This is a genomic window from Devosia sp., assembly GCF_035944845.1.
Taxonomy (GTDB): Bacteria; Pseudomonadota; Alphaproteobacteria; order Rhizobiales; family Devosiaceae; genus Devosia_A.
Window position 1 is genome coordinate 38,362 of the sequence record NZ_DASZAW010000015.1, and the last position, 18,356, is coordinate 56,717.

At 64.6% G+C, this 18,356-nt stretch carries 16 protein-coding genes; 12 read left to right on the forward strand and 4 right to left on the reverse strand.

From position 1 onward, the window contains the following. Nucleotides 1–36 precede the first annotated feature (36 nt). Complete coding sequence (locus VGV07_RS02540) at nt 37–804, forward strand: SDR family NAD(P)-dependent oxidoreductase (protein ID WP_326867118.1); 768 nt, start codon at nt 37–39, stop codon at nt 802–804. A gap of 178 nt (nt 805–982) precedes the next feature. Here the strand turns inward: VGV07_RS02540 and moaA are convergent, their stop codons facing one another. Further along, the gene (gene moaA, locus VGV07_RS02545) at nt 983–2,023 is read right to left on the reverse strand and encodes a GTP 3',8-cyclase MoaA (RefSeq protein WP_326867119.1); all 1,041 of its coding nucleotides are present in this window, start codon (nt 2,021–2,023) and stop codon (nt 983–985) included. 91 nt (nt 2,024–2,114) lie between these two features. Continuing rightward, on the reverse strand, nt 2,115–2,711 hold the full coding sequence (locus VGV07_RS02550; protein ID WP_326867144.1) for a L,D-transpeptidase: 597 nt from the start codon (nt 2,709–2,711) through the stop codon (nt 2,115–2,117). Nucleotides 2,712–2,948: 237 nt separating this feature from the next. Here VGV07_RS02550 and rpiA point away from each other — a divergent pair, with 237 nt between their 5' ends. The 5 genes from rpiA to VGV07_RS02575 all read left to right on the forward strand — a co-directional run bounded on the left by rpiA (nt 2,949) and on the right by VGV07_RS02575 (nt 9,186). Beyond that, on the forward strand, nt 2,949–3,641 hold the full coding sequence (rpiA, locus tag VGV07_RS02555) for a ribose-5-phosphate isomerase RpiA (protein ID WP_326867120.1): 693 nt from the start codon (nt 2,949–2,951) through the stop codon (nt 3,639–3,641). A 42-nt stretch (nt 3,642–3,683) separates the two neighbouring features. After that, complete coding sequence (locus VGV07_RS02560) at nt 3,684–4,223, forward strand: DUF2059 domain-containing protein (protein ID WP_326867121.1); 540 nt, start codon at nt 3,684–3,686, stop codon at nt 4,221–4,223. Nucleotides 4,224–4,335: 112 nt separating this feature from the next. Beyond that, nucleotides 4,336–5,712, forward strand: a complete 1,377-nt coding sequence (gene gorA, locus VGV07_RS02565; RefSeq protein ID WP_326867122.1) for a glutathione-disulfide reductase — start codon at nt 4,336–4,338, stop codon at nt 5,710–5,712. A 65-nt stretch (nt 5,713–5,777) separates the two neighbouring features. Beyond that, a complete protein-coding gene (locus VGV07_RS02570) occupies nt 5,778–7,163 on the forward strand; it encodes a class II 3-deoxy-7-phosphoheptulonate synthase (RefSeq protein ID WP_326867123.1) in 1,386 nt (461 codons plus the stop codon). 91 nt (nt 7,164–7,254) lie between these two features. After that, nucleotides 7,255–9,186 carry a PAS domain-containing sensor histidine kinase gene (locus VGV07_RS02575; protein WP_326867124.1) on the forward strand — a complete coding sequence of 644 codons (1,932 nt, stop codon included), beginning with the start codon at nt 7,255–7,257 and terminating at the stop codon, nt 9,184–9,186. Here VGV07_RS02575 and VGV07_RS02580 read toward each other — a convergent pair. Beyond that, nucleotides 9,143–9,571, reverse strand: coding sequence for a response regulator (locus tag VGV07_RS02580; protein WP_326867125.1), 429 nt, complete (start codon nt 9,569–9,571; stop codon nt 9,143–9,145). The genes VGV07_RS02575 and VGV07_RS02580 overlap by 44 nt on opposite strands. A 238-nt stretch (nt 9,572–9,809) precedes the next feature. Here VGV07_RS02580 and VGV07_RS02585 point away from each other — a divergent pair, with 238 nt between their 5' ends. The 3 genes from VGV07_RS02585 to gltX all read left to right on the forward strand — a co-directional run bounded on the left by VGV07_RS02585 (nt 9,810) and on the right by gltX (nt 14,188). Next, nucleotides 9,810–10,949 (forward strand): hypothetical protein, encoded by a 1,140-nt coding sequence (locus tag VGV07_RS02585; RefSeq protein WP_326867126.1) that lies wholly within the window; start codon nt 9,810–9,812, stop codon nt 10,947–10,949. Between the two features lie 82 nt (nt 10,950–11,031). Continuing rightward, complete coding sequence (locus VGV07_RS02590; protein ID WP_326867145.1) at nt 11,032–12,756, forward strand: NAD+ synthase; 1,725 nt, start codon at nt 11,032–11,034, stop codon at nt 12,754–12,756. Nucleotides 12,757–12,862: 106 nt separating this feature from the next. Next, nucleotides 12,863–14,188 (forward strand): glutamate--tRNA ligase, encoded by a 1,326-nt coding sequence (gltX, locus tag VGV07_RS02595; protein ID WP_326867127.1) that lies wholly within the window; start codon nt 12,863–12,865, stop codon nt 14,186–14,188. Here gltX and VGV07_RS02600 read toward each other — a convergent pair. Next, on the reverse strand, nt 14,133–15,290 hold the full coding sequence (locus VGV07_RS02600) for a DUF2865 domain-containing protein (RefSeq protein WP_326867128.1): 1,158 nt from the start codon (nt 15,288–15,290) through the stop codon (nt 14,133–14,135). The two genes, gltX and VGV07_RS02600, sit on opposite strands and share 56 nt — an antisense overlap. 321 nt (nt 15,291–15,611) lie before the next feature. Here VGV07_RS02600 and VGV07_RS02605 point away from each other — a divergent pair, with 321 nt between their 5' ends. The 3 genes from VGV07_RS02605 (at nt 15,612) to VGV07_RS02615 (ending at nt 18,355) form a co-directional block, all read left to right on the forward strand. Beyond that, nucleotides 15,612–16,061: a hypothetical protein gene (locus tag VGV07_RS02605; protein WP_326867129.1), complete on the forward strand. Its 450-nt coding sequence runs from the start codon at nt 15,612–15,614 to the stop codon at nt 16,059–16,061. A gap of 291 nt (nt 16,062–16,352) precedes the next feature. Next, on the forward strand, nt 16,353–17,753 hold the full coding sequence (cysS, locus tag VGV07_RS02610) for a cysteine--tRNA ligase (protein WP_326867130.1): 1,401 nt from the start codon (nt 16,353–16,355) through the stop codon (nt 17,751–17,753). After that, on the forward strand, nt 17,750–18,355 hold the full coding sequence (locus tag VGV07_RS02615; protein WP_326867131.1) for an endonuclease domain-containing protein: 606 nt from the start codon (nt 17,750–17,752) through the stop codon (nt 18,353–18,355). The genes cysS and VGV07_RS02615 overlap by 4 nt, the downstream gene beginning before the upstream one ends. Nucleotide 18,356: the final 1 nt, after the last annotated feature.

An 18,356-nucleotide genomic window follows, 5' to 3' on the forward strand; every position in this document is an offset into this window, starting at 1 on the left:
CCGTGGCTTTCCAAACCGCGCTTTGGAGGGAATACAATGATCTTCGATCTGTTTCGCCTGGACGGCAAAGTCGCGCTGGTTACCGGCGCCACTCGCGGCATCGGCCTCGGTATCGTCGAAGCGCTGAGCGACGCCGGTGCCCACGTCATTCTCTCATCCCGGGTGCCCAAACCTGAAGTGGTGCAGCACTTCAAGGATCTGGGGCGCAAGGTCGACTACCTGCAGGGCGACGTGCAGGACCCGGCAGTGCCGGCGCGATTGGTCGCCGAAGCCGTGGCGCTTGGCAGCAGCAAGCTCGATATCCTCGTCAACAATGCGGGCGTCGCTCAGCACGGCGAAACCCACAGCTTCCCCGAGGAGCAGTACAGGCGGCTGATGGATATCAACGTCGACAGCGTGTTCCGCGCCTGCCAGGCGGCGCTCGGGCCGATGCGGGCGCAGCAGAGCGGGGTGATGCTGAATATCGGCTCGATCTCCGGCCTCATCTCCAACATCCCGCAACCGCAGGCAGCCTATAATGCCTCGAAGGCCGCAGTGCACATGCTGACCAAGAGCCTCGCATCGGACTACGCCGAAGACGGCATCCGGGTGAACGCCATCGCCCCCGGCTACATCACCACCGACATGACCAATGGCGGTCTCGCCGACCCGGTCTGGGGGCCGGTCTGGCGCGACATGACCCCGATGAAGCGCCCCGGCTCGGCCACCGATATCGGCGCGGCGGCGCTGTATTTGTGCTCGCCGGCATCCGGCTATGTGACGGGGGAGGTGCTGGTAGTAGATGGTGGGTACACGGTCCGGTAGGGCAGAGCCGGTTGGAGCAGACGGCCCCCTCCCATCCTCCCCCATGAAGGGGGAGGTGCCGCATCGAGTATTTGGCGCAATGGTGGACAGAGCCTCGACTCTTCACCTCCCCCTTCAGGGGGGAGGCCGGGTGGGGGCCGTCTCTGTCAGTCGCGCACCACTTTCCACGCGTGCGGTGCTAGCCCCCCGTAACACTCATATGCCGGCTCAACGCCGGGGCGGTGTGGTCGCGATCGAGCACGAAGTCGTGCCCCTTGGGCTTGAGCAGCATCGCCCGGTCCAGCGCCGCATCCAGTGCATCCGGCCCGCCATCGCGGATGGCACCACGCAGGTCAACCATGTCATCCTGCCCCAGGCACATGTAGAGCTGGCCGGTTGCCGTCAACCGCACGCGGTTGCAGCTCTCGCAGAAATTGTGGCTCATCGGCGTGATGAAGCCGACCAGCCCGTTGGTCTCGGCGACATAGTCGTAGCGCGCCGGCCCGCCGGTGCGGTGCCCGCTCGGCTCTAAGGTATACTTCGCCTTCAGCCGATCGCGCATTTCCTTGAGCGGCAGGTAAGTGTCGACGCGGTCGATGCCGACCTCGCCAAGCGGCATGCCCTCGATCAGCGTCAGGCCGAAACCGCGGCCATGCGCCCAATGCAGCATCGGCTCGATCTCGTCTTCGTTGACGCCGCGCATTGCCACCATGTTGATCTTGATCTTGAGCCCGGCCTCATCGGCCGCGTCGATCCCATCGAGCACATCGGCAATGCGCCCGCGCCGGGTGATCTCTGCGAAGCGCTGCTCGTCGAGCGTATCGAGTGAAACGTTGAGCCGCTTCACCCCGGCGCGCGCCAGGCCCCCGGCAAAACGGCGCAGCTGGCTGCCGTTGGTGGTAAGCGTCAGTTCCTCGAGCCCGTGTCCGATATGGCCGCCGATCTTGTCCACCAGTTCCATGATGTCGCGCCGCACCAGCGGTTCACCGCCGGTCAGTCGCACCTTCTTCACCCCACGGGCGACGAAGGCGTTCACGATGGTGTCGATTTCCTCAAAGCTCAGGACGTCCTTCTTGGGGAGGAACGTCATGTGCTCCGACATGCAGTAGACGCAGCGGAAGTCGCAGCGATCGGTCACCGACACACGCAGGTAGGTGATCCGCCGGCCATAGCGGTCGACGAGCGGGCGCTCCGCACCGGTGGAGACGAGGTTCGGCTGTTGGAGAAGCGTCAGGGACATTCCCCTTTTTACCGCAGCTTTGGCCGGACATCAAAACAAAGAAAGGCCGGCTCCCTCGAGCCGGCCCTTCGACATTCGCAATGCTCTGCCGTTACTGGTGGACGACCACCAGGGCGCCGACCCGCACACGTTCGTAGAGGTCGGTGACATCTTCGTTGGTGAGCCGGATACAACCCGAGGACACGGCCTGGCCGATCGTCCACGGCTCGGATGTACCGTGGATGCGGTAGAGCGTCGAACCGATATAGAGCGCTCGGGCGCCGAGCGGGTTGTCCGGACCGCCGGGCATGTAAGCCGGCAGGTCGGGAACGCGCTTGCGCATCGCTGCCGGCGGCGTCCAACCCGGCCACTCGGCAACGCGGGTGATGCGGTGCTGGCCGGACCAGCGGAAACCGTCGCGGCCAACGCCGATGCCGTACTTCATCGCCTTGCCGTCATCGAGCACCAGGTACAGACGGCGCTCAGACGTTTCGACGACGATCGTGCCCGGCTTGAACTTGGTATCGTAGTCGACGATCTGCTTGGCGATCGCGCTGCCGCGTCGCGAGCCGGGCTTGACTGCGCCCGCTTCCGACCAGGTGTCGGTGGCGGGATCGTAGACACGCTTGGCTGCCGTGGCCGGAGCGGCCAGTGACAGCGACAGGATCGCCGACAGAAGAGCGGCGACCACTACCTTGGTCTTGGAGATTTTCTTCAAACTGCGCCTCTTGACGTAATCGACCCGGATTCTGAGCCAGTTTCGGATGGTTGATAAACTGTTCCTAGCAAGCAGTGAACCGGCCATGCCACGATTCGGACAAACTCAGAACACCGCAGCCACAATGTGTTGCCTCGATGCGACATTTCCATTCACCTCTGCGTGAAAAGGCCAGGTTGACAGGGCTCCGCACCTCTCCTAGGTCCGGCCCACAGGGGAGGATGCGCCATGAGCGACGACCAGAAATACCGTGCTGCCGAAGCAGCGATGGCCGAAGTGACGAGCGGCATGCGGCTGGGCCTGGGGACCGGCTCCACTGCGAAGCACTTCGTCGACATTGTCGGCCGCGCCGTGCAGAACGGCCTCGACGTGATCTGCATCCCCACCTCCGAAGTCACCGCTGCGCAGGCCCGCAATCTCGGCATCCCGCTCACCGACCTCGAAACGACCCCCGAACTCGACCTCACCGTTGACGGCGCCGACGAACTCGGCCCCGGCCTCGCGCTGATCAAGGGCGGCGGCGGCGCTTTGCTTCGCGAAAAGATCGTCGCCGCTGCGTCGAAACGGATGATCGTCATTGCCGATGCGAGCAAGCGGGTCGAGGTGCTCGGTCGCTATCCACTGCCGATCGAGGTCAACCATTTCGGCCTTGGCGCCACCACCGCCGCCATCGCCGCCGTGATGGCCGATTTCAATGCCGAAGGCGAACTACGTCGCCGCCTCAAAGCCGATGGTTCCCCCTTCGTCACCGATGGCGGGCACGCCATCCTCGACGCTTTTTTTGGCCGTATTCCTCAGCCAGAAGCGCTGGCCAAGGCCTTGGTCGACATCCCGGGCGTGGTCGAGCACGGCCTCTTCATCGGGCTTTGCCAGCGCGCCTATGTAGCTGGCCCTGCGGGTGTCGACGTTCTGGACGGCTAGGAGCCGCTCGGATACAGGCTAATAGGGGAAACACACAACCAGATGGGCACCAAGCTGATGACGTCCACCTTCAAACGCGCGCCAATGCTTGTCGCTGCATTGCTGTCGCTAGTCCTGTCGAGCTTCGTGGCGCTGCCCGCGATGAGCCAGGAAGCTTCGGAGATAGCGCCCGAGCACCTGGCGCTGGCGCGCAAGTACATCGATCTGACCGATACCGGCGGCCTCTACGAGGCCACGATTGTGCAGGCGGGCATCAACACCTACAAGCAACTGCTACCGCAAAATCCCGAGATCGCAGAGCCGCTGAACGCCGCGATCGAGACGGTGATCGCCGCATACAAAGGCCGCAAGGGGGAGCTGTTCGACCAGTTCGCGCGCGTCTACGCGCTGTCCTTCACCCAGGATGAGCTGCAGCAGATCGTCGATTTCTATTCGACCCCGACCGGCATCAAGCTGGCCAAGTCGAACGCCGCGATGAGCGGCACCATCAACCGCATCATGGACGTTTTCGCCGGCAACCTGAACACCGAGTTCTTCACCGCCGTGCGCGCCGAACTGAAGGCCAAGGGTATCGACAGCTGAGCTTCGGCACCCTATCTGATTGAAGGCCCCGCCAGAGCGCGGGGCCTTTTCACGTCTGGGGTAGGCGATGGAGGCCCAGCCACCGCGCGACCCCTTGGTTTCGAGGTAGGCAATGAGCGACAGTTACGATCTCGTGGTGATCGGCGCCGGTTCGGGCGGCGTGCGGGCGGCGCGGATCGCCGCGACCTATGGCGCCAGGGTCGCCATCATCGAGGAGTACCGCGTCGGCGGCACCTGCGTGATCCGCGGTTGCGTCCCCAAAAAGCTGTTCGTCTACGCCTCGCGATACAAGGACCTGTTCGAGATCGCCCCCAGCTTTGGCTGGAATGTTGGTGCCCCGAGCTTCGACTGGGCGACGCTTGTTGCCAACAAGGACAAGGAGATCGCCCGGCTCGAGGCAGCCTATGTCGCCGGGCTCGAAAAGCCCGGCGCCGAGATCATCCGCGACCGCGCTACCGTCACCGGCCCCAACAGCGTCAGGCTGCAGAAGTCGGGCCGTGAGCTGACGGCGGGGACCATTCTGATCGCCACCGGGGCGCATCCATTCATCCCGGATATCCCGGGCAAGGAACTGGGCATCACCTCGAACGAGGCTTTCCATCTCGAACAACTGCCGCACTCCATCCTCATCGAGGGTGGCGGCTTCATTTCGGCGGAGTTCGCAACGATCTTTTCGGGGCTCGGCGTCCATACCACCATCGTCTACCGTGGCGACCGGCTGCTGCGCGGTTTCGATGAAGATCTGAGGGTCGGGCTCGAGGCGGGGCTGGAGGCCCGGGGCGTCAGGATCATCCATCAGACCAACGTGCTCGCCCTGCGCCAGACCGGCGAGGACATCACGGTGAGTTTCTCCGACGGTGTCGATGCGCCGTTTGGTGCGGTAATGTTCGCCACCGGTCGCGCGCCCAACACTGCCGGGCTCGGGCTCGAGGCCGCGGGGGTCGAACTGGCCTCGGACGGCGCGGTGATGGTCGATGCCTACTCGCGTTCCAACGTGCCATCGATCTATGCCGTCGGTGACGTCACCAACCGCGCCCAGCTGACCCCGGTCGCCATCCGCGAGGGGCATGCCTTTGCCGATACCGTGTTCGGCGACAAGCCAACTGCAGTCGATCACTCGCTGATCGGCGAAGCGGTGTTCGCCGAGCCCGAGGTCGGCACCGTCGGGCTTGCCGAGCATGACGCTGCCACCCATGGCGACATCGACGTCTACGTCACCCGCTTCCGGCCGATGATCAACACGCTGTCGCTGAAGTCCGACCGCATGATGATGAAGCTCATTACCAAGGCGGACGGCGGTGAGGTGCTTGGCGTCCACATTCTCGGCCCCGGCGCTGCCGAGATCATTCAGATCGCTGCCATCCCCATGGGCATGAAGGCGACCAAGGCCGATTTCGACCGCGCCATGGCCATGCACCCCACCGCCGCCGAAGAGCTCGTGACCTTCAAGAAGCCGAGCTACGTCTACCGCGACGGCCAAAAGCAGTAGCGGGCGGCGGCTTCACACCGCCGCATTCCCCTGCTATTCCGCCCGCCGACTGGGAGACACGCGTGATGCCGACGACTTGGACGCCGCAGAGCTGGAGACAGAAGCCGATTTCGCAGGTGCCGGTTTATCCGGATCCGGCGAAGCTGGAGGCAGCCGAGGCGCAACTGCGCAAGTTCCCGCCGCTGGTATTCGCCGGCGAGGCGCGTGAGCTGAAGCATCAGCTGGCCGAAGTCGCCCAGGGCAGGGCGTTCCTGCTGCAAGGCGGCGACTGCGCCGAGAGCTTCGCCGAGCATGGTGCCGACCATATCCGCGATTTCTTCCGCGTTTTCCTGCAGATGGCAGTGGTGCTGACCCATGGCGCGTCCAAGCCCGTGGTAAAGGTCGGCCGCATCGCTGGCCAGTTCGCCAAGCCGCGTTCGTCCGACACCGAGACCATCGATGGCGTGACGCTGCCGAGCTATCGCGGCGACATCATCAACGACATCGGCTTCACCGAGGCCGCCCGCGTACCCGATCCGGAGCGTCTGCTGCTCGCTTACCGTCAATCGGCTGCTACGCTCAACCTGCTGCGTGCCTTCGCCTCGGGCGGCTATGCCGATCTGACCCGCGTCCACGAGTGGACGATGGGCTTCATGAAGGACTCGACCGCCTATCCGCGCTTCGAGGAACTGGCCCAGAAGATCGACGACGCCATCGACTTCATGCGCGCCCTCGGCCTAACTCCGGACAACACTCCGTCGCTTCGCGAGACCAAGTTCTACACCTCGCACGAGGCGTTGCTGCTCGGCTTCGAGGAGGCGCTGACCCGCCGGGACTCGATCACTGGCGACTACTACGCCACCTCTGGTCACATGCTGTGGATCGGCGATCGCACCCGTCAGGTCGATGCGGCGCATGTCGAGTACTTCTCCGGTATCCGCAACCCGGTTGGCGTCAAGTGTGGCCCGAGCCTCGTCGCCGATGACCTGCTGCGCATCATCGACAAGCTGAATCCCACCAACGAGGCCGGCCGCATCACCCTAATCGGCCGCTTCGGCTCGGACAAGATTGCCGACCACCTGCCGCGTCTCATCGAAGCCGTAAAGGCCGAGGGCAAGGTCGTGGTCTGGTGCTCAGACCCGATGCACGGCAACACCGTCAAAGCCTCGAACGGCTACAAGACGCGGCCGTTCGAGCGGGTGCTGGGCGAAGTGAAGAGCTTCTTCGACATCCACCGCACCATGGGCACCTATGCCGGCGGCATCCACATCGAGATGACCGGCGACGATGTGACCGAATGCACCGGTGGCGGCGTCGCCGCGATCACCGAAGCCGGCCTGCAGGATCGCTATCACACCTATTGCGACCCCCGGCTCAATGCCAGCCAGGCGCTGGAACTGGCCTTCCTCGTCGCCGAGGAGTTGCGGCTGCAGCGTCCGGCTCGTTCGGAAAGAATTGCGGCGGCCGAGTGAACTAACTGCCAGTCGGCTGCGTTACTGGGCCTACAGCTCCGCGTGCGCGGGACGGATTCCCACGCGCCAAGGGCGCCAGCCTCGGTGATCGATGCCACGTTCGTTTTTTCCGCGGGCCGATGCCGCGACCAAGGCCAGGTTGGACCGTGACCCGGTCATGTTGCTGGCCAACAATTTCGACTGGGCCGCGACTGAACTCGGCGCGATCGTCGGCTGGCCGATAGCGCTCCGCTCCGCCGCGCGGCTGATCATGACGGCCGCCGCGCCGATGGCACTGCTGATCGGCCCACGCGGCATCATGCTCTACAACGCCGCCTATGCGCCGATCGCCGGCGGTCGGCATCCTGGGGCCTTCGGCAGCTCCGTGTTCGACAGCTGGCCCGAAGTTGCCGATTTCAACCGCGACATCATGCGGCGCGTGCTGGGCGGCGAATCCCTGACGTTCAACAGTCAGCCGTTCGTTTTCAGCCGCAACGGCGTGCCCGAGAACGTCTGGTTGGATCTCGACTACTCCCCGGTACTCGATGACGACGGCAGTGGCCTCGCCGTGCTGGCGATCGTCCAGGAAACCACGATCAGCGTCCTCGCCGAGCGGGCACTGGAGGAAAGCCGCGAGAAGCTGGATCTGGCGCTCAGCGCCTCCGGCATGGTCGGCACCTGGGACTGGAACATCCTCGAGAACGTCGTTACCGCCGACGATCGCTTTGCGGCCCTCTATTCTGTCACCCCAGGGGCAGCCGCCGTCGGTTTGCCGATCGAGACTTTCCTCGCCGGCATTCATCCCGATGACCGGCAACGGGTCATCTCCGAGATCGGTGACAGCCTGAAGCAACCCGGCCCGGTGCGCTTCGAGTATCGCCTGTCGGCACGCGACGGTAGGCCCGAGCGCTGGGTGGTTGCCTCCGGGCGGGTCACCACCGACACCAACGGCAGGGCAGTCCGCCTGCCGGGTATCGTGGTCGACGTTACCGACGAGCGCCGCATCGCCGAGCAACTGGCCGAGAGCGAGATGCGCTTCCGCACCCTCGCCGACACCATGCCTCAGATGGTGTGGTCGACCTTGCCGGATGGCTATCACGATTACTACAACGCCCGCTGGTACGAGTTCACCGGCGTGCCGTCCGGCTCGACCGATGGCGAGGGCTGGAACGGCATGTTCCACCCCGATGATCAGCATCGCGCCTGGACCGTCTGGCGCCACTCGCTCGCCACCGGCGACCCCTACCGCATCGAATACCGGCTGAAGCACCATAGCGGCGCCTATCGCTGGGTGCTGGGTCAGGCCTTGCCGATCCGTGACAGCGGCGGCCGTATCACCCGGTGGTTCGGCACCTGCACCGATATCCACGAGCAGCGCCTGGCGCAGGAGGAGCGCGAGGTCATCGCGCAGGAACTGAGCCATCGCATCAAGAACATCTTTGCCGTCATTGGCGGCATTGTCAGCCTGAACGCTCGCACCCATCCCGAGGCCAAGGACTTTGCCGACGGGCTGCGCGGGCGCATCCTGGCGCTCGGGCGCGCCCATGATTTCGTCCGGCCGCACTCGCGTGAATCGTCGCCGCGCTCGAACCCGTCATCGCTGCAGGCCCTGATCAGCGACCTGCTGCAGCCATACCGCGACGGCGACATCGAGCGCGTGCACTTCAATGGCGTCGACGCCGGCATTGACGATGGGGCCGCAACCCCGCTGGCCCTGCTTTTCCATGAGCTGGCCACCAACGCCGCGAAGTATGGAGCGCTGTCGCACGGCGATGGCAGGGTGGAACTCAGCAGCGAGATCGTCGGCGATGACTATCGGCTGCACTGGCGCGAACGCGGCGGTCCCGCACCGCGGCCTGGCGCGGTCGGGTTCGGGTCGCGGCTGATTTCTCTGAGTGTCGAAGGGCAGTTGCGCGGCAAGCTGGAGCGGCGCTACGGCGAACAGGGTCTCGAGGTCGATATCAGCATTCCACTGGCGTCGCTCCGCCGCAGCGCCGAGCTCAAGCCAGCGCCGGCTGCGACCCGAATGAGCCAAACAGTCTGAGCCGCTGTGGCGGCTGAGCTTTGGGCTGCGCCTGTTTGCGCACCGAAATGGCAAACTCGACGGCCTGGCGCAGTTCCGTGTTGTCGACCGGCTTGGGGATCACCCCGATCGTCCCCGGCACGCCATCGCCCAGCTGCGCCGGGTTCGCCGTCATATAGACGACGGTGACGCCGCGAGCGGCGAGGTTGCGTCCAACGTCTATGCCGGTCGGACCATCCACCAGGTTGAGATCGACAAAGGCCAACTCGGCTTCGTCCGCCAGCGCCATGGCCTGGCGACTGTCCGATGCGATACCCACCGGCTCGTGGCCCAGGTCGTACAGCAGGTTTTCAAACTCGGCGGCGACGAAGATCTCGTCTTCCACCACAAGGATCTTGCAACTCATACTCGTATTCCAGATCAGTTCCGTGTCTTGCTGGTCCCAACTCGATTGCCGCGGTGAAGGTTGCAGGCGAGTTCTGCATGGCTCCCCTGTAGCGGTGGAAAACGCGACAATGCTTATCAAATTGTAGATTCGCGCCGGCCTGTCGCCAGGTGCGTTGCAGTTTGCCAGTCCATTTAGCGGAACATTAACCCTAACCGGGCATGAATAGCTCACGTACGCGTTTGTTGCGGAGCATCCCATGTCCATCCGTCTGGCCACCAGTCTCGCCGTTCTCGCCGCCGCTGTCGGCAGCCCGGCCTTGGCCGCCGATTGGGGTGACGATTGGTCGCCTGAAGAAGTCTATCGCGGCGCCTACTCGACCGAGCCCAAGGACTGGACCGAGATGGGCGACGAGAGCGACGGCATCCACATCGAGACCGGCCTGCGCTACTGGTATTCGTGGGGCAGCCAGAATTTCGAACTGGGTGGCGAGACGTTTTCGGAGTCGGACAACGCGCATTCGGTCGAAGCCCATATCCGGGTCGAGGAAGATTCCACCAGTACCTACGCCAAGGGCTGGGTCGGTTATTCCGCGGCCATCAACGGCGAGTTCACCGATCCCTATTCCAGCGCACCGGTGACCGACGGCCAGATCGGCTATGGCGGTGCGGATTTCGGCTGGAACGCCTTCAGCGATGGTCAGGGGACCGGTGCCGGCGTCTTCGTTGGCTATAATTACTGGAACAACTCTCCTCGTACGTCGCGTGCCAATTACACCACGGCGACCAGCGATGGCGACATCGCCTACAACGAGGACACCGGCATCTGGTCGCTCCCCGGCGACAGCGTCGATGACAAGCTCGAGTTGCACATGTTGCGCCTGGGTCTGAGCGGCAAGGCGGAAGTCAGCGACTTCTTCGACATCAGCGCCGAAGTCGCTGCTGTGCCGTTTGCCACCATCAACGGCGTCCTGGGCGGCCACGCCGGAAGCAGTGACGGCACGCTTGGACCGTACCTCGGATGTCCGGTTCCCGCGCCGGACGCCTGCGCTCCACTGTTCTTCAAGGCCTCGGCAACCGAAATCACCGGCTGGGGCTACGGCGGCATGGCAGAGCTGATGGCTGGCTTCCATCCGACCGAGAACATCACGCTGCGGCTTGGCGGCCGTGCCTGGTACGTGCAGGGCACCTACGACGCAACCTATACGGGCGCTCTGGTGACGGCACCGCAGATCCAGCCCGAAGTCGACGACCCCGATTCCGACGATCCAGCGGACACGATCCCGGCTGATCCGCTTTACTCGGCGCCCACCCTGGAGCTCGACGACTACATCCAGACCGAAAACCCCTTCCAGCTGTTCCGCTATGGCCTGCTCGCCGAGCTGACCTACCGGTTCTGATCTCAGATCCTGCATGACCGGCTGTCCGCTTGCCCCGACCGGGGTGAGCGGATAAGTCTTGCCGCGTTTTCCAACGGCTCGGATTTCCCACGTGACCGATCGTCTCCGTATCGCCCTCGCGCAGCTCAATCCGACGGTCGGCGCCATCGCGCAAAATCTGGCGCTGGCCAAAGCGACGCTCGCCGACGCGGCCGGGCAGGGCGCCGATGTGCTGCTGTTCTCCGAACTGTTCCTCACCGGCTACTTCCCCGACGACCTCCTGTTCAAGCCGCGCTTCATCGCCGACGCGATGGCCGCCGCCGAGGATTTCGCTCGCGCCACCGCCGGCACCTCGGTCACCGCCATCATGCCGACCCTCTGGCGCGAGGGGGGCAGGCTGTTCAACGCGGTGGTGGTTTGCGAAGCCGGCGCCATCACCGCCCGGCGCTACAAGCGCGAGCTGCCCAACGACGACATCTTTTACGAGAAGCGCTACTTCGAACGCGCCGACCTGCAGGAGCCGGTGACCATCAAGGGCGTCTCGGTCGGCATTCCGATCTGCGAGGACATCTGGCACCCGGAAGTCTGTGCCCATCTCGTCGATCACGGGGCGCGCATCCTGCTCTGCCCCAACGGCTCGCCTTATTGGCGCAACAAGCAGGCCACCCGCTACAAGCTGGTCACCGACCGCGTCGCCGAAGACAACGTGCCGCTGCTCTATCTCAACCAGGTCGGCGGCCAGGACGAACTGGTTTATGACGGGGCCAGCTTCGGCATCGAGCCCGGTGGGCGCCTCGTGGTGCAGGCCAAAAGCTTCGAGCCCGAGATCCTGATATCGAACTGGTCCCGCACGCCCGACGGCTGGCGCTGTACCGACCCGCACGTCACCCCACTGTCGAGCGTCGATGAGGCGCCGTGGCGCGCCTGCGTGCTGGGCTTGCGCGATTACGTCAGAAAGAACGGCTTCAAGTCGGTGGTGCTCGGTCTTTCCGGCGGCATCGACAGCGCCATCGTCGCTGCCATGGCGGTCGATGCCATCGGCGCCGAGAACGTCCACTGCCTGATGCTGCCCTATCGCTACACCTCCGACGAAAGCCTCGCCGATGCCCGCGACTGCGCCGAGCGGCTTGGCGTCCGCTACGACGTCGTCTCGATCGGCGATCCGGTCGAAGCCGCGCTCAGCGAGCTGCAGCCGGTCTTCGGCAACCGCCCGCAGGATCTGACCGAGGAAAACATCCAGTCGCGCATGCGCGGCGTCTACCTGATGGCCGTCTCCAACAAGCTTGGTTCGCTCCTCCTCACCACCGGCAACAAGTCGGAGATGGCAGTCGGCTACGCCACCATCTATGGCGACATGAACGGCGGCTTCAATCCGATCAAGGACATGCTGAAGATGCGCGTCTATGAGCTGGCCGACTGGCGCAACAAGCATCGCCCGGCTGATTGCCTCGGTCCCGATGGGCTGGTGATTACGCAGAACATCATCGACAAAGCGCCTTCGGCGGAACTTCGTCCCAACCAGACCGACCAGGACTCGCTGCCGCCATACCCGATCCTCGACGAAATTCTCGTCGGCCTGGTCGAGCTCGAACTCAGCATCGCCGAGGTCGTGCAGCGCGGCGAAGGGCGTTTCGATCGGGCGCTGGTCAAACGCATCGAGAAGCTGCTCAACATCGCCGAGTACAAGCGCCGTCAGTCCGCTCCTGGCGTGAAGATCTCCCGCAAGGCCTTTGGGCTGGGCCGCCGCTACCCGATCACCAACGGTTATCGCGACGAGAACCTGATCGCCGAACCGATCGGGCGGCTGGATTCGAAGGGGTTGGAATGAGCCGTCGAGCATACGCTCCGGCAGTCGGCAATCGGCAGTCGGCCGTCGAGCTTGCTGCTGTTGCGATTGACGATTGCCGACTGCCGATTGCCGAAAGCGCTGCCCTATGACCACCGTCCGCTACGCCCCATCGCCCACCGGCAAGCTGCACCTTGGCAATGCCCGTCCGGCGCTGATGAACTGGCTGTTCGCCAAATCCACTGGTGGCCGCTACATCCTGCGCCTCGACGATACCGATACCGCCCGCTCCACCGAAGCCTACGCCGAAGGCATTCACACCGACCTCAACTGGCTCGGCATCACGCCCGATCTCAAGGTTCGCCAATCCGACCGCACCGCGATCTATGACGCAGCCCGCGACAAGCTGATCGCCGCTGGCCGCCTTTATCCGGCTTTTGAAACCGAGGAAGAGCTGGAGGCCAAACGCGCCCGTGCCCGCTTGCTCGGCCGCCCACCGGTTTACGATCGCGCCGCGCTGCACCTTTCACCGGAGCAGCGGGGCAAGTACGAAGCCGAGGGCCGCAAGCCCCATTGGCGCTTCAAACTCGATGGCCGGCCAGTCGAGTTCAACGACCTGATCAAGGGCCCGCAGACGGTCAATACCGCTTCGATGTCCGATCCGGTGCTGGTGCGCGCCGACGGCTCCTATCTCTACACGCTGCCCTCGGTGGTCGACGATATCGAACTCGGCATCACCCATGTGATCCGCGGCGAGGATCACGTCAGCAATACCGGCACGCAGATCGAAATCTTCGAGGCGCTCGGCGGCAGGGTGCCCGCCTTCGCCCACCATAATTTGCTGACCGGCGCTGCCGGCGAGGGTCTGTCAAAGCGCCTCGGATCACTCTCGCTCGAGGAGCTTCGCGGGGCCGGGTTCGAGCCGATGGCGGTCGCCATGGCGGCGGTGCTCACCGGCACCAGCCTGCCGCTCGAGCCCTATGCCGACCTCGCAGTGCTCGGCCAGGTCTTCAGTCTCGATGCCGTCTCGCATGGTTCCGCCCGCTTCGATCCGGCCGAGCTTGCAAGCCTGAACGCCCGCATCCTGCATCAGATGCCTTACGAAGCGGCGAAACCTCGTCTCGAGACGCTCGGCCTCGCCTCCGAGCCCCTCTGGCTGGCGCTGCGCGGCAATCTCGCGGTGTTTTACGATATCGTCGACCTCGCGACGCTCGTCTCCGGCCCGGTCACGCCGGTGGTCGCCGACGAGGACCGCGAGTTTCTGCGCAAAGCCCGCGAACTGCTGCCCGCCGAACCCTGGGACGAGACCACCTGGTCGAAATGGACCGAAGCCCTGAAAGCTGCCACCGGCCGCAAGGGCAGGGCGCTGTTTCACCCGTTGCGCCTGGCCGTCACCGGCCGGGAGCAGGGGCCCGAACTCAAGTCCCTTCTGCCACTCTTGGGGCGTAAGGCGTGTCTGGCCCGACTACCCTGACCCGCTTGTCGCCGAACTGAACGATCCGTTCGGGCTGGTTGGCTGTGGCAGGCGCCACCACGGCCACAACCGGTTTCGGTGCCTCACCCGGCGCCGCCGGCCGAGGGCGCGGCAATGGCACGTCGACGAACTGCGTGACGTCGGCAACCTGTGTCACCGCGACGGTGGGCGAAATCCGGCGTCCGTCGCGTAACGGCAACGGGAAGGTGGCACCACGGAATGTCACCATGGCGCGCGTGCCGCCCGTCGGAAGCTCCGCCAGCGTGATCGCGCCCTGGTCCTGCGTCGAGGTACACTTGCTGGTGGTATCGAACTCGGTGCGAAACTTGAAGGCGTTGGGCAGCGACGAGTAGGGCTCCCCCCACTCGTTGATCATCTGTTCCGGCTCCTGCCCCGGATTGTCGTAATAGTAGAGGTCGACATCCAGCCCGGGACACATGGCGCGGCATTGTTGTGCGTCGTTGGCGACATAGTCGACCAGCGTCGAGTAGCTGATCGGCCACCAGAACCCGTCGGTCTTGCGCACACAGAGCGTACGAACCGTGTGGTAGTCGCCATACGGGTTGAACTCCTCGCCGCGAATGCCGCCGGCGCCGTCGTCGCCATCGGTGAACACGCCGAACAGCCGCTCGAACAGGTTGCCGCGATCGCCACGCTGCACCTGCACCCGCGAACGGCCGTCGCAATCGAAGCGCGCCATTTCCTGCAGGATCGCCTCGCGTTGCTGCGCCACCGCCTCGCCGGTGCTGACGCTCTGCGACAGTTGCTGCACTTCCTCGCGGCCGCGCAGCACTTCGCGCGCCAGCGACCGGCACTCGGGCGTGAGCCTGCGCCCGGCCTTGGCGTCGTCGTTGCAGCCCTGGCGCACATAGGCGCTTTCGGAACGCTGCACTTCGCGCTGCAGGCGCTTCAGTGCACCACCGCGGGAGTTCTGGAAGTCGGAGTTCCGGTCGAGCGCGCGGAGCGTCGCCTGCAGGCGCGCACAGCTGTCGGCCTGCGCATAGGCCGTCGACACATCGATGACGAGGCCTGCCCACGCCACGAAGAACAGCAGGGCAAAGCGAGTGAGGAGGGCGAAAGCGCGTAGGTGGGCGCAGGTCATCAGTTCGAACCGGATCGTGTGGCCCTCCGTTAGTCGGCCAATACGCCTAAAGCGAGACAGCGCGCGAGATTCGCTTTCAAGCAATAGCACAGCACCGGTGCCGGTTAACGCCTCATAAGCGTTGCTGCAATGGGACGCACGTTGTCGCACCCACGACGGTTGCAGCCCCGCCTGTTCCGGGGCCCTCCACGTCATGAATGCGTCTCGGCGAATAGGGCGACAGCAGGGCCGTTCGCGGCGCTTTTCTGCATTTGTGCAGTAGCGAGGCACAGGTTCTGTGCTTAGGTGCGCTGCATCGCGCCTTGTCTCTGGAGTACCAACTTGCAAGCTCGCATCGCTTTCGCCGCCCTGGTCGGCCTGATCGCTGTTCCTCTCGCTTCTACCGCCCAGGCCCAGAGCCCGGCCGATCTCACCAAGTTCAGCGAGACCTGCCTCGCCGCCCAGACTTTTCTGCTCGGCGAAGTGCCTGAGGGCGTCGATGCCTCGCTGATCCTCACCCCGCTGTGTGGCTGCCTCGCCGGCGCCTTCAAGGATATGCCGCAGAAGGATGTAGACATCCTCGCCGCCGACCTCCGTGGTGAAGGGACCGACGAACTCCACGCCGCCCATGGCAGCTATGACAAGGTCACCGATCTGGCCCGCGAAGGCCTCACCACCTGTTTTGCCAGCCCCGAGGTCACCGCCGCCATGCAGGCGGTCGCGCCACCGGCTGCTGCTCCCGCCGATCCCGCGGCCCCGGCTGATCCTGCGGCTCCCGCAACACCACAGTAACCCATCGATAGAGGGGCGCTTCGGCGCCCCTTGCTTTTTGTCGGCGCTGCAGTCAGATTGCGCGCCATGAAAACCGGCACCGTGATCTGCATTACCGGCTGCATTATTATCCGCTGAGCATTGCTGGCGGCGCGGTTTTCTTCATCCTCTGATCTCTAGTCCCGAAGAACCCGTCCGCGAGCGCGTGGAGCGTTGTCAGGAAAAGCCTGTCCCCGCCAAGGCGGAGATTGCCGACTTTCCACCTCGACAGCGCGACCATCAAAGACCGATCGTGCGCGAGGAACTCTGACTTTGGGCAACATCACTCTCAAGCTCCACAACACGCTGACCCGGGCGAAGGAGGACTTCGTCCCCATCGATCCCAACAACGTCCGCATGTATGTGTGCGGGCCGACGGTCTACGACTACGCCCATATCGGCAACGCCCGTCCGGTGATCGTCTTCGATCTGCTTTACCGGCTGCTGCGCTACGCCTACGGCGCCGACCACGTCACCTATGTCAGGAACATCACGGACGTCGACGACAAGATCAACGCCCGTGCCGTCCGCGACTACCCCGGTCTGCCGCTCAACGAGGCGATCCGCAAGGTCACCGAGAAGACCGCCAATCAGTACTTCAAGGATGTCGCGGCGCTGGGCACGCTGGAGCCGGACTACCAGCCGCGCGCCACCGACTTCATCCCCGAGATGCAGTCGCTGATCACTTCGCTGATCGGGAGCCGACACGCTTACGAGGCAGCTGGCGAAGTGCTGTTCGACGTCGGTTCCATGCCCGACTACGGCAAGCTCTCGGGCCGCAATCTCGACGACAATCTCGCCGGAGCCCGCATCGCCGTCGAAGCGCACAAGAAGAATCCGGCCGACTTCGTGCTCTGGAAGCAGTCGAGCCCCGAGGAGCCCGGCTGGGACAGTCCGTGGGGCCGGGGCCGGCCCGGCTGGCACATCGAGTGCTCGGCGATGAGCGAACGCTACCTCGGCCAGGTGTTCGATATCCATGCCGGCGGGCTCGACCTGATCTTCCCGCACCACGAGAACGAGATCGCCCAGTCGCGTTGCGCACACGGCACGTCGGTCATGGCCAATTACTGGCTGCACAACGGCTTCCTCCAGGTCGAAGGCCAGAAGATGTCGAAGAGCCTCGGCAACTTCATCACCATCTCGGAGCTGCTGGAGACCGACAGGTTCGGTGGTCGCAAATGGCCGGGCGAAGTGCTGCGCCTCGCCATGCTGATGACCCATTATCGCGAGCCGATCGATTTCTCGGTGAAGCGGTTGGAGGAGGCCGAGCAGAAGCTCCGCGACTGGCAGCGCGCCAGTAAGCCGAAGCAGGGCACGCCACCTGAGCCGTCCGTCATTGCCGAGCTCACCGACGACCTCAACTTCCACCGTGCCGCGGTGGCGCTCGATGTCGTCGCCCGCAAGGCCAACCGAGGTACTGAAACGGCCGCCAACTGCCTCGCGGCGACACTGGAGTTCCTTGGCTTCACCACCGACGGCCTGCTGACCGCCGCCGCCGCCGACGCCCCCGCCGGCGTCGAACAAGCCGTCGCCGCCCGTCTCGCCGCCCTCAACGCCAAGGATTTCGCAAAGGCTGACACCATCCGGGCTGAATTGCTGACACGGGGTGTCCAGCTGATGGACTACAAGGACGAAGCCGGCCACCGCCAGACCAAATGGGAGGTCGTGAGGTGAGTACTGATCGAGATGCACGCTCCAGCCTTCCCTCTCCCCTTGAGGGAGAGGGTGCCTCGCGCAGCGAGGCGGGTGAGGGGCAGTACCACCGCCGTCACGACGAGTGGCGCACCAGCCTGACTCCAACGTTGCGCCTGCGCGCAAAATCGATGCGAACCAACGCCACTGAGGCCGAAGCGGTGTTGTGGAAGCTTCTTCGCGATCGGCGCTTCGCCGGCTTCAAGTTTCGCCGGCAGCTGCCGATCGGACGCTTCATTGTGGATTTCGTCTGCCCGTCGGCCATGCTCATCGTCGAGCTCGACGGTAGCCAGCACGCGGAGGACAAGCGTGACTTGATACGTGACACGTGGCTGACTTCGCGCGGGTATCAGGTGCTCCGCGTTTGGAACAGCGACCTTTTCACCAACCGTACCAGTGTGCTTGATGCAATCTGGCATGCTCTGCATCCGGCCCCTCACCCGCCCTTCGGGCACCCTCTCCCTCAAGGGGAGAGGGGCGATGCGGCACGATCGGGCCCCAGCCTTCCCTCTCCCCTTGAGGGAGAGGGTGCCTCGCGCAGCGAGGCGGGTGAGGGGCAGTTTGGGCGGGGCGAGCACCCATGAC

Excerpts from the sequence above, each read along its gene's own strand:
- VGV07_RS02540 (WP_326867118.1), top strand. The coding sequence starts at position 37 with ATGATCTTCGATCTGTTTCGCCTGGACGGCAAAGTCGCGCTGGTTACC.
- moaA (WP_326867119.1), bottom strand. The coding sequence starts at position 2,023 with ATGTCCCTGACGCTTCTCCAACAGCCGAACCTCGTCTCCACCGGTGCG.
- rpiA (WP_326867120.1), top strand. The coding sequence starts at position 2,949 with ATGAGCGACGACCAGAAATACCGTGCTGCCGAAGCAGCGATGGCCGAA.
- VGV07_RS02560 (WP_326867121.1), top strand. The coding sequence starts at position 3,684 with ATGGGCACCAAGCTGATGACGTCCACCTTCAAACGCGCGCCAATGCTT.
- gorA (WP_326867122.1), top strand. The coding sequence starts at position 4,336 with ATGAGCGACAGTTACGATCTCGTGGTGATCGGCGCCGGTTCGGGCGGC.
- VGV07_RS02570 (WP_326867123.1), top strand. The coding sequence starts at position 5,778 with ATGCCGACGACTTGGACGCCGCAGAGCTGGAGACAGAAGCCGATTTCG.
- VGV07_RS02575 (WP_326867124.1), top strand. The coding sequence starts at position 7,255 with ATGCCACGTTCGTTTTTTCCGCGGGCCGATGCCGCGACCAAGGCCAGG.
- VGV07_RS02580 (WP_326867125.1), bottom strand. The coding sequence starts at position 9,571 with ATGAGTTGCAAGATCCTTGTGGTGGAAGACGAGATCTTCGTCGCCGCC.
- VGV07_RS02585 (WP_326867126.1), top strand. The coding sequence starts at position 9,810 with ATGTCCATCCGTCTGGCCACCAGTCTCGCCGTTCTCGCCGCCGCTGTC.
- gltX (WP_326867127.1), top strand. The coding sequence starts at position 12,863 with ATGACCACCGTCCGCTACGCCCCATCGCCCACCGGCAAGCTGCACCTT.
- VGV07_RS02600 (WP_326867128.1), bottom strand. The coding sequence starts at position 15,290 with ATGACCTGCGCCCACCTACGCGCTTTCGCCCTCCTCACTCGCTTTGCC.